The following is a 14,938-nucleotide window of genomic DNA, read 5'->3' on the forward strand; positions in this document are numbered from 1 at the left end:
AGTGCCCAGCGCATGCAACGATGGAAGGCAATCCATCGCACCGTCTAGGAGTTCCGTCGTGTCGTCCCTCGCCGTGCGCTCCTTGTCGGCGCGCTTAGTGCGGATCGTGCTCGTCGTCTCCATCTCGATGTTTCTGCTGGCAGCGGGCTGTTCCTGGCAGTTGGGCGGGCGTACGCCGCTGCCGCAGGGGGTGCCCCCGCCGTCCGGCGATCCGGTTCCCGATATCGCGACGCCGCCCGAACACCTTCATGGCCGTCCGGCCGATCAGCTCCGCGAATGGTCCACACCGCGCGCCCAGAAGACCGGAATTCCCGTCATCGCGCTGGAGGCCTACGCCTACGCGGCCAAGGTTGCCGAGCGCGAGAATCCGCGTTGCAAGATCGCGTGGACGACGCTGGCCGGAATAGGGACCGTCGAGAGCCACAACGGCACCTACCACGGTGCCGAGCTTCAACCCAATGGTGACGCCTTGCCGCCCATCCGCGGGGTGCGGCTGGACGGGTCCAACGGAAACCTGCGGCTTCCGGACACCGACAAGGGCGTCTTGGATGGTGACGCGAATCAGGATCGGGCCATGGGACCCATGCAGTTCATCCCCGAGACCTGGCGTATCTACGGTGTCCGCGCAGCCGGTGAGGGCGAGCCGAGCCCGGACAACATCGACGATGCGGCACTGTCGGCGGCCGGCTACCTGTGTTCGCGCGGGGGCGACCTGAGTACCACCGACGGCTGGATCAAGGCACTGTGGGCCTACAACATGTCGGACGTGTACGCCGAGCAGGTACGGGACTGGGCCACGGCCTACGCCAAGGGTGGCACGCTGTAGCACTAGTCTGTACCCGACGTTCTTCGCCCCAGCGGCTCATCAATGTACGACGACGGAACCGCAGCACCCCAAAGGAGAGACAGTGCCGATTCTTGAGCAGGTAGGCGCGCGCGAGATCCTCGATTCACGTGGCAACCCGACCGTCGAGGTCGAGGTCGCCTTGACCGACGGCACGTTCGCACGGGCGGCGGTCCCCTCGGGTGCCTCCACCGGTGAGCATGAGGCCGTGGAGCTGCGTGACGGCGACGCCCGCTACGGCGGCAAGGGTGTCACCAAGGCCGTGAACGCCGTGCTGGACGAGATCGCCCCGGCCATCATCGGAGAGAGCGCCGACGATCAGCGCCTCATCGATCAGGCCCTGCTCGATCTGGACGGCACCCCGGACAAGTCGCGCCTCGGCGCCAACGCCATTCTGGGCGTCTCGCTGGCCGTGGCCAAGGCCGCCGCCGATTCGGCCGGCCTGGCGCTGTTCCGCTACCTGGGCGGCCCGAACGCGCACATCCTGCCGGTGCCGATGATGAACATCCTCAACGGCGGCGCGCACGCCGACACCGGGGTGGACGTGCAGGAGTTCATGGTGGCGCCCATCGGCGCACCGAGCTTCAAGGAGTCCCTGCGCTGGGGCACCGAGGTGTACCACTCGCTCAAGTCCGTGCTCAAGAAGCAGGGTTTGTCCACCGGCCTGGGCGATGAGGGTGGATTCGCACCCGATGTCGCGGGCACCCGGGCCGCGTTGGATCTGATCAGCACCGCCATCGAGGCGACGGGCCTCACGCTGGGTTCGGATGTGGCGCTGGCGCTGGACGTCGCGGCCACCGAGTTCTACAGCGCCGCAGACGGATACAGCTTCGAGAAGGAGAAGCGCACCGCCGAGCAGATGGGCGCGTTCTACGCCGAGCTGCTGGACGCCTACCCGCTGGTGTCCATCGAAGACCCGCTCTCGGAGGACGACTGGGACGGATGGGTCGCACTGACCACGGCCATCGGTGACCGCGTGCAACTGGTCGGCGACGACCTCTTCGTCACCAACCCCGAGCGCCTGGAAGAAGGCATCGAGCGCGGCGCCGCGAATGCCCTGCTGGTCAAGGTGAACCAGATCGGCACCCTCACCGAGACGCTGGACGCGGTGACGCTGGCGCACAGCAGCGGCTACAAGACGATGATGAGCCACCGCAGTGGCGAGACCGAGGACACCACCATCGCCGACCTGGCGGTCGCGGTGGGCAGCGGCCAGATCAAGACGGGCGCCCCGGCACGTAGCGAGCGGGTGGCCAAGTACAACCAGCTGCTGCGTATCGAGGAAACACTGGGGGACGCTGCCCGCTTCGCGGGAGATCTTGCCTTCCCGCGTTTTTCGATCGAGCCGTCCAACTAGCGGTTGGAACTGAGGCCGAGCTATGGCGGAACCCAGGCGCCGCCCCGCGTCCGGTAGGTCGCGGGGGCCGGCTCCGGCCGCGCGTAAACGGACGCCGGTCAAGCGTCCGGCGCAGAAGGTCGTCAGGGGTCCGGCCCGCAATGGCCCGGCAGCACCGGCCAAGGCGGCCAAGAGCGGCGGGGTTACCGATGCGGTGGCCGCATCGATCGAACGCAGCGCCGAGCATCAGTCCGAGCAGCGCTTGGGCTCTACCGCGCGGCGAGCCGCCATCCTGGCGGCGGTGGTGTGCGCGCTGACCTTGACCGTGGCGGGTCCGGTGCGCACCTACTTCTCGCAGCAGGCCGAGAAGAACCAGCTCGCGGCCGCGGAAGCCCAACTGCGCGACCAGATTGCCTCGCTCGAGGACAAGAAGCGCCGACTGGCCGACCCGGCCTACATCGCCGCTCAAGCGCGCGAGCGGCTGGGATTCGTGATGCCCGGTGAGGTGCCCTTCCAGGTGCAGCTACCCAACACCCCCGTCGACGCCAGGCCGCAGGGACAGGGGCCCGTGGACAACGGCAACCCTTGGTACACCAACCTGTGGCACAACATCGCCGACTCGCCGACGGACATACCGACCGCGCCGCCCGCCGTGCCCGCACCGACAGCTCCGCGCCCGTGATCTCTGACGACGACATTGCCGCGGTCACAGCGCAATTGGGCCGGGCACCGCGAGGGATGCTGGAGGTCTCCTACCGTTGTCCCAACGGTGAGCCCGCCGTGGTGAAGACCGCCCCACGGCTGCCCGACGGCACGCCGTTCCCCACGCTGTACTACCTGACGCATCCGGCTCTCACCGCCGCGGCCAGCCGACTGGAGTCCGGCGGTCTGATGCGCGATATGACCGAACGCCTTGCCGCTGATGAGGATCTGGCCGCCGCGTATCGGCGGGCACACGAGAGCTATCTGGCCGAGCGCGATGCCATCGAGTCGCTGGGAACCAGCGTGACCGCGGGCGGCATGCCCGACAGGGTCAAGTGCCTGCACGTGTTGATCGGGCACTCGCTGGCCGCGGGCCCGGGGGTAAATCCCTTGGGGGATGAGGCAATTCGTGAGCTGGCGGGCACCATGCCGGGCGTGCTTCCCGAGGTGTGGGAGTGACTCGTGTCGCCGCCGTCGATTGCGGTACCAACTCGATTCGTCTGCTGATCTCGGATATCGATGACGCCGGACGGTTGTCCGACGTGCACCGCGAGATGCGGATCGTGCGCCTGGGTCAGGGTGTCGACGCGACGGGGGAGTTCGCGCCGGAGGCCATCGAGCGGACTCGGGTCGCGCTGGCGGCGTATGTCGGGCTGATGAAATCACTTGAGGTGCAGCGGGTTCGTATGGTCGCCACCTCGGCTGCCCGCGATGTCTCCAACCGCGAGGCGTTCTTCGCGATGACCGCTGGGCTGCTGGGAGATGTGGTGCCCGGCGCCGTCGCGGAGGTCATCACCGGCACCGAAGAGGCGGCGCTCTCGTTCGCCGGCGCGGTGGGCGAGCTGGACGCGGCGGCGGGGCCCTTCGTGGTTGTCGACCTTGGTGGGGGGTCCACCGAGACGGTGATCGGCGATGCCGATGGGGTGCAGGCCAGCTTCTCGGCCGACATCGGCTGCGTGCGGCTCACCGAGCGGTGCTTGCACTCGGACCCGCCCACCGCCGACGAGATCGCTGCGGCACGCGATGCGGTGCGGGCTCAGTTGGCGCGGACATTCGCCGTCGTGCCGGTGCAGGGCGCGCGAACCTGGGTGGGGGTCGCGGGCACCTTCACCACGCTGGCGGCCCTTGCCCATCGGCTGGATGTGTACGACCCGGCCGCGATCCATCTTTCGCGGGTGCCGCTGGGGCGTCTGGCCGAGGTGACGTCCTCGCTGATCGCGATGCCGCGCGCCGAGCGGGCTGCCCTGGGGCCGATGCATGAGGGGCGCGTCGACGTGATCGGCGGTGGCTCCATCGTCGTGGAGGAATTGGCGCGTGAGTTGTCTGACCGTGCCGGGATCACCGAGCTGGTGGTCAGTGAGCACGACATCCTGGACGGCATCGCGATATCTTTGCGGTAGCTCGCCTTGACCTCACCCTTTGTGAGCTGAGTCACAGTTGACAGTCTTAACTCTCCCTGACTTGACGTATGAGAGAAATCAACTGACAGTTGAGATATCAACTCGATCTCATAACGGTGAGTTGAGTGACGCAGCGTCGCGTACGAGCCCGGATCAGCAAAATGTTTGATTAGGTGCGGAAGGTTTGGTTTCCTCGTGTCAACTTCCATGTCGAAGGCCGAAGTACGCGAAATTGGGGTCTCGGAGACGGGTTTCGTACGACGGTCGGACCCGGATGGTGCCGCGGTCGCCTACCGGACATACGGGCGCGCCCGGCCGGGCGTCGCCGACGTGGTGCTGGTGCACGGCAGCTTGCAGAACTCGACCGTGTGGTCCAAGCATGGGTACATCGCGCAGCTCTCCCAGCAGTACCGGGTGACCACCATCGACGTGCGCGGGCACGGCGCCAGTGAGAAACCCGACCATCCCGGCGGCTACGCCATCGCCTCGTCGGCGCGGGATGTCTGCGCCGTACTGGATCACCTGGACATCCATCGGGCGCACTACCTCGGCTACTCGCTGGGCGGACGGATCGGCCTGACCCTGGCGGCCACTGCCCCGGAGCGGCTCACCTCGCTGGTGGTGGCGGGGTCTTCGCACCGCCCACAGCGCGGCGCGGTCGACGTGCTGATCTTCCCGAATGCCGTGCGCGTGGTTGAGGAATCCGGACTTGCGGCATTCGTCGACGGGTGGGAGTCGCATCGCGGTCAACAGATGGGGTCGGGCTTCCGGGCGACGATCGATGCGCTGGGGCAGCGCGGACTGGCGGCCTTGCTGCGCCAATGGGACGACGAACCGGGTGTCGCGGAAGAGGCATTGCTTCAGATCGACACGCCCACACTGTTTTTCGCCGGTTCCGAGGACCCGATGCGGCTGGCCGAGTCTCGGGAGGCCGCGGTGCGTATGCCGCGCGCCTACTTCGCCCTGCTCGACGGCTGCAACCATGGCCAGACGGTGACCATGCGCGAGCGCATCCTGGACCGCGCCGAGGCGTTCTTCCGGCTGTCCGAGTTCTCCGACATCGAGAAGCTCCGGGTGGCCGGATGACCGAACGCCCCGGCTTGGGGACTCTCGCTCGTATCGGGGTACTGGGCGGCGTATCGGGCGGGCTGCTGGGTGGTGGCACCGGCGTCATCACCGTTCCCTCGCTGGCGCGGGCGACCACGTTGACCCGGGCCGTCATTCACGGCACCTCGACGCTGCCGAACGTCTCGGCGGCGATTGCGGGCAGCACCGTCTACGCGTTGCACGGGGCGAAGGTGGACGTGGTGGCCGGGGCCGGTCTGATGGCGGGCGGCGTCATCGGCGCGGTGGTGGGTGCCAAGCTGGTGGCGCGAATCCCGGAATGGATTCTCAAGGCGCTGTTCGTGTTCGTGCTGCTGGCCACCGCCACCAAGCTGTTGTTGAGCGCTGCGGGCATAGACCCCTCGGCGGGCGAGGCGCTGCTGCCCGAAAGTGTGCTTGCCCATGTCCCCGCGGTGATCGCCATCGGGGCCGTCGTCGGATTCGTGGTGGGCGCCTGGTCGGCCGCGCTCGGCCTCGGTGGCGGGCTGCTCACCGTGCCGGCGATGTTGGTGCTCTTCGGCTCCGATCTGCACGTGGCGGAGGGCACCTCGTTGATGGTGATGCTGCCCAACGCGCTCGTCGCGGCGACCACGCACCTGCGGCAGGGCACCGCCGACGCACCGATCGGATTTCGGTTGGCGGCATTTGCCTTGCCGGGCACGGTGATCGGTGCGCTGTTGGCGCTGGCGCTCAATGCCCGCTGGTTGGCGCTGGTGTTCGGTTCCTACCTGGTGTTCATCGCCGGCCGGGAGATCGTCCGGGCCGTCAGGAATTCCCCTGGGCGTAGGACGAAGAAGCCAGATGCGGCGCTGGCGCCTCAGGTGTGTGTCGGCGGTTGATCTGCTGAAGCCCGTGCGAGACATCCAGGAGCCAGCGCAGTTCTTGCTTGCGGTTCGCACCGGGAACCTCACCGATGATCTTGGTACCCGAGCATGTTTCATTACGCGGCGCGATGCGTTGTTGTTCGATGGCCGAATGGATCTGGCGGGCCGCCGAGGTGGAAGAGGTGTCCTCGGCGATGTACGGGCGGATGGCACTCAGGCCGTCGCGAATCTCCACGATCCTGCGGTAGAGCCGGTAGTTGTGGTCGCCGATCGCGGCGCTGGGCGGGGCCAGTGCGATCTGGGTGTTGCCCTCGTACAGCGCGGTCCACAGCGGTTCGAGCTGGCGGTGCCACCGGTAGGTCTGGATGCGTTGGCGAATCGAGGAGATCAGCTGTGAGAAGGACGGCCCCGCAAGACCTATCACGATGAGGATCTGGCCGATCGTGGCGGCCAGCGGTGCCAGCCGCTGCCAGGAATAGCTGTCGTTGGTGATCATGCCGTAGATCGCCGAGTGGGCCCGCATGATGCAGAACGCCAAGCACATGGTGGCCCCGGCAGCGGTGAGCAGCATGCTGCGCCGTAGCCACGCCACGTCGTGAAAACGGGCGTACTGCAGGCACTTGATGATGATCAGCAGGGCGCCCAGGCCGTAGGTGATCAGATAGATCAGCATGTAGGCGACCCAGGCGGGCTTGTTGCCGTGCGATGCGTAGAAGTCCTGCGGCAGTTCGGAAGTGGGTGCCACAAACCAGCAGAGAGTCAGGGCGGCGCCGATGGCCACCGCCATCCAGACCCAGAGCCGTGCGCGCTGCACCGCGCGCGGGCCGGATTCACCCCAGAAGGTGATGACGGTGAGAACGCATGCGGTCCATGCCATACCGCCGGACAGGTTCAACACGAGCCGGCCCATGTTGTGTACACCGACCAGGTTGTCGAACTTCTCGTACAGGGGCGGGGTCGCCAGGGTGACGGCGATCCCCTTGAACAGGAACGACAACAGCAGCGCCACGGAGGCCGGCGGCCGTACCCGCGAGCGCAGCATGGCGGCGGCGACCACCGCAACGGCGCCAAAGCTGAAGACGGCCGCTACCGAATACGCAGCGGCAGAGTCTTCGAAAACTGACGTCACGGCGCCGCCGGCAGGCCTTCCAAGGTCAGCGATGCCAAGATCCGTCGCAGGTTGGCATTCGTGACGGCGATCGGACGGTGGCTGTCGGGGCTGACGCGCTGTCCCATCATCGAGGCCAGCATTTCGGCCTCGACTTCCTGATCGTCCAGATAGGTTTCGCGGCACAGGACTTCGGCCAGCTCGCGCTTGCTCGACCCGGTGTGCCCACACATCACGTGGCTCAGCTCGTGCAGGATGATGTGCTCGCGATGCATGGTGGTGGTGTCGCTGTCGTACACCACGTAGTCGGTGGCATCGGTGCGCACCAGCAAGCCGTGTACTCCACTGCCGGACAGCGAGTAGGGGACCAGCTGGATGTCGCGCTGGCTGAGCTCGCTGGCGCGGGCGCGGATGTCTTCGACGGTGGTCAGCGACTCAAGCCCAAGGTCGGCGAGCTTGCGCGCACACTGCTGGTGCATCGCCTGAAGCTGGCGAGTGGACCGCAGATCGGTTGTCACACAACGCATCTTCGGCATGATTACTGCCCGTTGCTGACCGAGTTGTCCACCGTCGGCAGGCCCTGGAGTGCGCGCACGTGGTCAAGCACCGCGGCGACGGTCTCCAGGCTCTGCTTGTTCAGGCCGATCGCGCGCAACGCGATCAGCTCCACCTCGTCCCGCGTGGTCTCGTCCAGGGCGCCCAGTCGCTCGTCGAGTGAGTAGGTGCGCTCGGGATCGGTGAGTACCGAGAGCGGAACACGGAAGAAGTCGGCGAGTGCGCCGAGCAGGTCGATGGCGGGGCGGGCGCGCTTACCGGTGCGCAGCGCCGACAGATAGGCGCCGCCGACCTTGATGCCGGGGTGGGCCTTCTTGATGCCGTTGGCCACCTCGTCGTTGGTCCACATGCGCCCGTCGGGGCGCCGATGGGACTGGAAGAGCGCGTTGATGCGGTCAGCGAGATTCGCATCGGCCGTTTTGGCGTCCTGGATAGGCGCCGTCGGCGGGCTCGTGGTGGCCATTGCATAAGTGAAACACCGATGTCGCGCGCCCTCAACGTGGGGAGGTGCACTCTCGGTGTGATTCAACGCACAGTTGAGCCGTGAGTTAGCCGTATATGCCGGCGAGGTACTCCGCCTGGCAGGCCCGGCGGGCGAGTTTTCCGCTGGTGGTGCGGGGTATTGCGCCTGCGGCGACGAGTCGGACGTCGGCTACCGGTAGTGCGTGGGTGCGGGATATGGCGGCGCGGATGGCGTCGGTGACGGGTGCTTGTTCGACGCGGCCGGATCCGGGTGCGCGTTCGGCGACGATCACCAGCCGTTCGCTGGTGTCGGCGATGGCGGCCTCGGCGAGCTGATTGGCCGCGACCGAGAAGGCCGCGACGTACCCGGAGCGCACGGCCGGGGAAGCGTCCGACGCGGTCGCCTCGATGTCCTGGGGGTAGTGGTTGCGTCCGTCGATGATGACGAGGTCCTTGATGCGGCCCGTGACGTAGAGACTGTTGTTCAGGTACACCCCGAGATCCCCGGTACGCAGCCACCGGCTGTGTTCGGCGGTTCCGGTGGCGTGGCTGTTGTTGTCCAGGCGCGAGTGCAGCCGGTTGTGGAAGGTCGCCTGCGTCTCGCGGGCGCGGCCCCAGTAGCCGCGGCCGATGTTGTCGCCGTGCAGCCAGATCTCACCGATTTCCCCTTCGGGCAGTTCAGCTCCGGTGCGCGGGTCGACGATCACCAGCCACTGGCTGGAGATCACTTGACCGCATGAGACGTGGGGCACGGCAGTGGGGTCGTCGGCGGACACGGGCACGGCACGGTCCTCGGCGAGCTGCGCGCGATCCAGGTAGATCAGGCTGGGGCATTCGTCGGGCGCGATGGTGGCGACCGAGAGCGTGGCCTCGGCCATGCCGTAGGACGGTTTGATGGCCGACGGGGGAAATCCGTAGGGGCCGAAGGCTTCGTTGAATTTCTCGATCGCCGAGATGGTGACCGGTTCGGATCCGTTGAGCAGGCCCGCCACATTGCTCAGGTCCCAGGTCTGTCCCGCGGGTGGGCGGCCGCGCTGTGCGGCGAGTTCGAACGCGAAGTTCGGTGCCGCCGCGAAGACGCGGCCGTAGGCGGATTCGGTGGCCAGTTGCTTGATCCACCGACGCGGGCGTCGTACGAACGCCAACGGCGACATCAGGGTGATGTGGCCGCCGCACAGCGGGGGAAACAGGATCATGATCAGACCCATGTCGTGATACAGCGGCAGCCAGCTCACGCTGCGAATGTTCGTGTCCAGGCCGCCGGCCAGGATCATCTGCAGCACATTCGTACAGGCCGCGCGGTGCGTGATCTCGACACCGGCCGGGATGCGCGTAGAGCCCGACGTGTACTGCAGGTAGGCAAGGTCTTCGGTGTCGAGTTCGGCGGCCACGAACGTTGCGCCCACCGAGTCCGGAACCGCGTCGATCGCGATGACTCGCGGGCGGCGCTGGCGCGCAAGCTTGCGCAGGAACGCGTTTACCGATTCGGCCGCGGCGTCGGTGGTCAGGATGACCGACGGGGTGGCATCGGAGAGCACCGCGTCGAGGCGTTCGGTGTGGCCGGGCAGCTCGGGGGCGAACAGGGGGACCGCGATGTTTCCGGCCTGGATGGCGGCGAAGAACCCGATGACATAGTCGAGGCCCTGGGGCGCCAGGATCGCGACGCGATCACCCGGCTGTGTGACCTGTTGCAGGCGTGCACCGATGGCGCGCATGCGGGTGTTGAGGGCGTCCCAGCTCAATTCGATGGCCACGCCGTCGTCGTCGCGGGTGAAGTCGAGGTAGCGGTAGGCGGCGGTGGAGCCGAACTCGGCAATGTTGTGCTCGAAGTTCGAGAGCAGAGTCGTGCCGGGAGGCAGATCAATCGAGCCGTCGGTGTCGAGGTAATCCTCAATCCCACGTTGGCGAACCGCTAGACCATCTGACATATCCCACTCCCGACTCACGATGAAAAACACTACCTGCGCTAACTAAGTAAAACCTTTGTCCGCAGGTGACCCGTCGTACGAGAAGCGTGCGGCAACTTCCAACGTCGACGATCGCGCAGTCTGGTGACGAATCAACACCAGAATTCGACGAATTCTGGTGTACTCCAAGGGGTATCACTAACCGCTTGAGAGTTTCAATGTGATCCAGAGGTGTGTCGTGCGGCGGTGTGATCTTGGCCGTACGACGTGCCATGGTGGTGGGGGAGTCCGCCCAACACCGCCGACGAGATTATTCGTGTCCGCCCCGCTGCGGAGGATGCGGGCCACTCGATTTGGCACCTCCCTGTACGCGTTGAGCGGTATTCCGGAGATGCTCTGAGGGTGATGGACGCAGGCGTTTCAGCTCACTGCCTCCAGTACCCGCAACATGTGAATCAATGGTGCTCTGCTGGTGGGAGTGGGAAGGATCTTGAAACGTCTAGCGATGTTCTGTACCGGGTGAACATTCTTTGCCAGCGTGACTCGCGCCACCTCTAGAACTGGCATATGCTGGCATGATTAGTGTGCCGCAATGCATGGCATAGTTGCGAGTGTTGGGAAGGTGAACTGCCGGTGAGTCCTGTGGGCCGTGATGCGAGCGACGCGACAACAGTCCTAACGTGCCGTGACCTGACCCATTCCAGCGAACCGCAGCCCGCACCCGCTGCTACCGGGTCGGTGCCCTTGGGAGCCGACGGGGGTCGGCGGATCGCCGCTGTTGCTGCCGGGCTGGTGTTGGTGGTGGCGGCGGTCGCCGGTCTGCATGGCTTGTACCGAGCCGGTAGCGATGTTGCGGCGTGGGGTGTCTGGAGTGTGCTGCTACTGGCGGGCATGACCGCGCTCGGGGGCGGGATCAAGCTGGCCATGTGGGGGTTTAGGCCGATGATCGCGGCAGTGTCCGCTACCGGTAAGGAACGGTTGTCTGAGCCGGTGCAGGCCTTCGCGGCTGCCCTCGGGGTGATTGCCGGGGCGGTGGGCATGTGGTGGACCTTGCGGGGCGGCTGCAACGCATGGTGGCAACACCTTTCCGGCGCACCGGGCTGGACACTGCTACTCGGTGTCGGGCAGATGGCGGTGGCGGTGCTCGCGGGGGCCGCGTTGTTCACGGGTGGTAGGTACCTGACCGGCTTGAGTAAAGAAGTGTTGACCGATGTCGGAATGCTCGGTGCACGCGGCCGCGCTTCTAGTGCCGAAAATGCAGGAGCACACCGTCACACTGCTGCCAGCAGCTCCGGCGGTGACGAGAAGCTGTGGCACCCAGGGTTGTTGGCGGCGTTGATCGCGGGCGGGGCCGGGTTGGTGCTGTTGGCCGCTGGGATCACCCCGAAGTTGTATGTGTGGATCGCCGGCCCTGACGTGTTTCCCGCAGTGACTGCGATCGCAATAACGTTGGTGTGGGGGATCGGGTCGAATCTGGGTTGGTGGAAAGGCCTGGGCGGCCTGTACGCGTGGGCTACGGATGCTTCCCAGAAAGCCTCAGCGGTCGCCGGTGTTGTTGCGCTACTGATGTTTTCCGCTGGTGGTTTGGGGTTGGGCTGGTTCACCCCGGCCACGGTGCCGCAGGCCCGTGCGGCGTGCCCGCCGGATTGCGGTGGCCCGGGCGGTAGCGATGGTCCTCCCGGGGGTGGACAAATGTTCCAGCCCCCGAGTCAGGGTGGGCCGCAGATGCCTGATTATCAGGGCGGTATCAATCAGCCGCCGATGGATCAAAACAGCTCGATTTCGATCTACAACACGCAAGCCCCCTCAGTAGGTAACACCAGCGGCTCCCAAGGCGCGCAGCAAGGGCCTCAGCAAGGTTGGGATCAGCCCGCACACGGCACCCAGCCTCCGGACTATCAAAACGCGACCCCCTACACCCAAGGTCCGGGGCGTCCCAACCCCGATTACAACCCCGGCGGCCAGCCCAACTCGGGATCGCAAGGCGCACAACCCAACCAGGGCGCTCAACAACCGCCGGCCAACCAAGGCAACCAAGGCGCTCAACAGCCCCCGTCGCAGAACAGTGGGCAACAGCCACCGCAAGAAAACACCGGGCAGCAGCCGCAACAGTCCGATCAGCAGCGCCTTGATGAGTTGACCCGGCAGTTGCAGGACCAACAGCAGCAGTCCACCCAGGACCGCCAACGTATTGATGATCTGACCAAGCAACTCCAACGGCAGCAGGGGCAGCAGAAGAACGGCAACCAGAAACTGCCCAAGGCTCCGAGCAAAGACAAGAAACAAGACGACAAAGACCAACAGGACCAGGACGACCAATCGGGCAACAATGACCTGTCCGCGTTGTTGATGGGTGCAGCCTCCACGCGACGCCGCAAACAGGACGACCAACCCCAGCCCAACCAACAGCAAGTGCAGGGGCCAGATACCCAAGCCCTAGCCCAAGACGGGGCGCAGCTGGGCCAATCGTTGCCCGGAGACATCGCCAACACCGTTTCCGATTCGGTAAATCTGGGGCAGTCGGCGGGATCAGCGGCACAAAACTTCGGGTCCGCCGCTCAGGCTGGCGCGTCGCTCGCTTCGTCGGCGCAGTCGGGTGCGGTCAATCCGATGGACGCCGTCGCGGTCGTGCAGGGCATCTCCGGGGGGATCAGCGATACCGCTGACGCCGTGGGGTCGGGTGCGTCGATTGCCTCCACCTGGCTGGGTGAGGCCGGTCAAGGTACTCAGTTGGCCGCTGATGCGAATCCGCAGCTCAAACCCCAGGCCGAGCAGATCCAGCAGCTCACGAAGGCTGGTGGGCAGGTTGCGGACCTCACGGGCAAAGTCGCAGGCGGCGTCTCCCAGGTATCTGGAATGGTCAACACCGCTTCAAGTCTGGGCACATCCGGCATACCCGACACCTCCGGTGCCACCGACGCGCTTTCGGGGACCGCTACTGCCGTCAACGGACCCTCCGACATCCCCACCTCACCAACACCGCCTGCCCCGTCTGCGCCACCGCAATCCTCATCGAGTGTGCAAGCGCTCGACAGTACGACAACCCGGGCACCGCACCAACCTGACTCGGTTGACCCGTCGAAGGGGCGTGCGCCGTCGCCTGGAGAGCCAGGGTTTATCGGGCCGGTCGCGGTGGATCAGCCACCCGGCCAGGTACCTGTGTCTTACCCGGTTGGGAGTTCGTCATGGGAAATCCCTGGACATCCCGGGATTCAGGTGATCCGAAGTACGGATCTTAATGGGTCTCTGTTGAATTTCACCGTATCGGGCAGGGGGGCAGCTAGGCCATTTACGGATAGTGCCGGTAAGCAGTGGGTGGAGACGGCTGATAATAAGAATCGAACGGTTTGGGTTTCGCCCGATGGCTCCTTTTTTGATGGCCCGTTTGTAGGTCCCCCCAGTGGCCATACCGTGACACAGCCAAGCCTGAAAGATCTAGACAATTGGGTATCAGAAAAGGGGCAGGGCGTTGCTGATTTCTTTTTCCCACTCGAAGATATTTATAAGGGTGTCACTAATTGGCAGGACGCTTCCACTGGTGAAAATATCACTACCACCGTGCAAATCCTGGGCATGCTTCCCGGAGGCGGCATAGTTGGCAAGTTTCTCGGCAAAGGTGGCCAATGGGTTACTCGCCTCATTAAGCCTGCCGAACGGGCGGGGGGCTCAGTAGGTCGGTTGACCATAGAAAATATCATGACAGATCCAAAATTGCTCGCTGGCCGCACTCCCCAAGAGGTTGAGTCTGCCCTGGGTAATGTTCCAGGATGGCGCGTTGAATCCTTGGGTAAAGGTGGCTCAAAGGGAGAGGGATGGGTATTTCGGGAGTATACGGAAAAGGGGAACCCTACGGGGAAAATGCTACGCTGGCATCCCGGTGGAGGGCACCACGGACCTGACCCATACTGGCGCGTGATAGGGCCAAACGGAGATTTGGGAGGAGTGATCAGATGACGTCAGAGTCTGATAGTTGGCTCAACAATTTTATAAAAGTTATTGAGAGACTGGCGGCACCCGCTAAAGAGCAAATCGACTATATAAACGGACTTGATATTCCGGTCGACGAACTTGCGCTTGAATTTGACTCGTTATACCTTGTCGATCGACTATCTCTAACGAATGAGCAGCTGGGTTATTCAAATCAAATCGATCGGCTTCTGGACGACCTATCAAATGACGACGACAAAGGGCAGTGGTCTCGTGAAGGGCTAATTTCAGACTTGCGTTGGGGTGAAATCCGAAGAACAGCCGACCTACTCCTCGCCTCGCTAAGAAGGTAGAACGGATGCTGTGTACGGTCGATAGCAACGAGTGTGAGGACCGCGGAGACTGAGTCTTTTGGCCTTATGGATGTGTCGGGTATTCCAGTGGTTGCCGGTGCTCGCGCGCTATCTTGGTCGCCGCACGAAGCGTGAGTACCCGGACCAGCTGAACCAGGGGCCCTCCGGCTCGCCGCCGTTTCCATGCCAGCATCCCGGTCGTAGAGCTGATTGCGCACCTGCGCCAGCAGATCACCGCGTTGCGCCAGATCGCAAGGAGTGTGTTCCCAATCCCGGCTCCCTGAGACCTGCCAGCGGCAGAAATTGCGAGTAACGCTACCGGAGTTTCGGCTGAAGGGTTCGAAAACAGTAGGCTCTGATGAGTTCAGGTCAGGCGCGTGGGGCTAAAGCGTCGGCTACGGTACGACAGGTACTAG

13 protein-coding genes are annotated in these 14,938 nt (G+C 64.9%); 9 read left to right on the forward strand and 4 right to left on the reverse strand.

Annotated features, from left to right (window positions below; translation table 11 throughout):
• Window positions 1-106 precede the first annotated feature (106 nt).
• The 7 genes from MYCSP_RS05150 (at window position 107) to MYCSP_RS05180 (ending at window position 6,225) form a co-directional block, all read left to right on the forward strand.
• On the forward strand, window positions 107-826 hold the full coding sequence (locus MYCSP_RS05150) for a lytic transglycosylase domain-containing protein (protein WP_070912993.1): 720 nt from the start codon (window positions 107-109) through the stop codon (window positions 824-826).
• A gap of 82 nt (window positions 827-908) precedes the next feature.
• Window positions 909-2,201 (forward strand): phosphopyruvate hydratase, encoded by a 1,293-nt coding sequence (gene eno / locus MYCSP_RS05155; RefSeq protein WP_070912844.1) that lies wholly within the window; start codon window positions 909-911, stop codon window positions 2,199-2,201.
• 22 nt (window positions 2,202-2,223) lie between these two features.
• Complete coding sequence (locus MYCSP_RS05160) at window positions 2,224-2,862, forward strand: FtsB family cell division protein (RefSeq protein WP_088413322.1); 639 nt, start codon at window positions 2,224-2,226, stop codon at window positions 2,860-2,862.
• Entirely contained in the window at window positions 2,859-3,341 is a 483-nt protein-coding gene (locus tag MYCSP_RS05165) for a DUF501 domain-containing protein (protein ID WP_083014549.1), read from the forward strand. Before MYCSP_RS05160 ends, MYCSP_RS05165 begins: the two co-directional genes overlap by 4 nt.
• Complete coding sequence (locus MYCSP_RS05170) at window positions 3,338-4,282, forward strand: Ppx/GppA phosphatase family protein (RefSeq protein WP_083014732.1); 945 nt, start codon at window positions 3,338-3,340, stop codon at window positions 4,280-4,282. Before MYCSP_RS05165 ends, MYCSP_RS05170 begins: the two co-directional genes overlap by 4 nt.
• 207 nt (window positions 4,283-4,489) lie before the next feature.
• On the forward strand, window positions 4,490-5,368 hold the full coding sequence (locus MYCSP_RS05175) for an alpha/beta fold hydrolase (protein WP_088413323.1): 879 nt from the start codon (window positions 4,490-4,492) through the stop codon (window positions 5,366-5,368).
• On the forward strand, window positions 5,365-6,225 hold the full coding sequence (locus tag MYCSP_RS05180) for a sulfite exporter TauE/SafE family protein (protein WP_088413324.1): 861 nt from the start codon (window positions 5,365-5,367) through the stop codon (window positions 6,223-6,225). Before MYCSP_RS05175 ends, MYCSP_RS05180 begins: the two co-directional genes overlap by 4 nt.
• On the opposite strand, the gene MYCSP_RS05185 is transcribed toward MYCSP_RS05180, so the two are convergent.
• The 4 genes from MYCSP_RS05185 to MYCSP_RS05200 all read right to left on the reverse strand — a co-directional run bounded on the left by MYCSP_RS05185 (window position 6,152) and on the right by MYCSP_RS05200 (window position 10,263).
• A complete protein-coding gene (locus MYCSP_RS05185) occupies window positions 6,152-7,339 on the reverse strand; it encodes an MAB_1171c family putative transporter (protein WP_088413325.1) in 1,188 nt (395 codons plus the stop codon). The genes MYCSP_RS05180 and MYCSP_RS05185 overlap by 74 nt on opposite strands.
• Window positions 7,336-7,854, reverse strand: a complete 519-nt coding sequence (locus MYCSP_RS05190) for an ImmA/IrrE family metallo-endopeptidase (protein WP_070912838.1) — start codon at window positions 7,852-7,854, stop codon at window positions 7,336-7,338. Before MYCSP_RS05190 ends, MYCSP_RS05185 begins: the two co-directional genes overlap by 4 nt.
• Before the next feature lie 2 nt (window positions 7,855-7,856).
• A complete protein-coding gene (locus MYCSP_RS05195; protein ID WP_070912837.1) occupies window positions 7,857-8,336 on the reverse strand; it encodes a transcriptional regulator in 480 nt (159 codons plus the stop codon).
• An 85-nt stretch (window positions 8,337-8,421) separates the two neighbouring features.
• A complete protein-coding gene (locus tag MYCSP_RS05200; protein WP_162266202.1) occupies window positions 8,422-10,263 on the reverse strand; it encodes a fatty acyl-AMP ligase in 1,842 nt (613 codons plus the stop codon).
• 612 nt (window positions 10,264-10,875) lie between these two features.
• Between MYCSP_RS05200 and MYCSP_RS05205 the strand changes: the two genes are divergently transcribed.
• Together MYCSP_RS05205 and MYCSP_RS05210 are read left to right on the forward strand one after the other, a co-directional pair.
• Complete coding sequence (locus MYCSP_RS05205) at window positions 10,876-14,196, forward strand: hypothetical protein (RefSeq protein ID WP_235629524.1); 3,321 nt, start codon at window positions 10,876-10,878, stop codon at window positions 14,194-14,196.
• Window positions 14,193-14,522 carry a hypothetical protein gene (locus MYCSP_RS05210; protein WP_088413326.1) on the forward strand — a complete coding sequence of 110 codons (330 nt, stop codon included), beginning with the start codon at window positions 14,193-14,195 and terminating at the stop codon, window positions 14,520-14,522. The genes MYCSP_RS05205 and MYCSP_RS05210 overlap by 4 nt, the downstream gene beginning before the upstream one ends.
• The last annotated feature ends 416 nt before the right edge of the window (window positions 14,523-14,938 follow it).

It is taken from the genome of Mycobacteroides saopaulense, assembly GCF_001456355.1.
GTDB lineage: Bacteria > Actinomycetota > Actinomycetes > Mycobacteriales > Mycobacteriaceae > Mycobacterium > Mycobacterium saopaulense.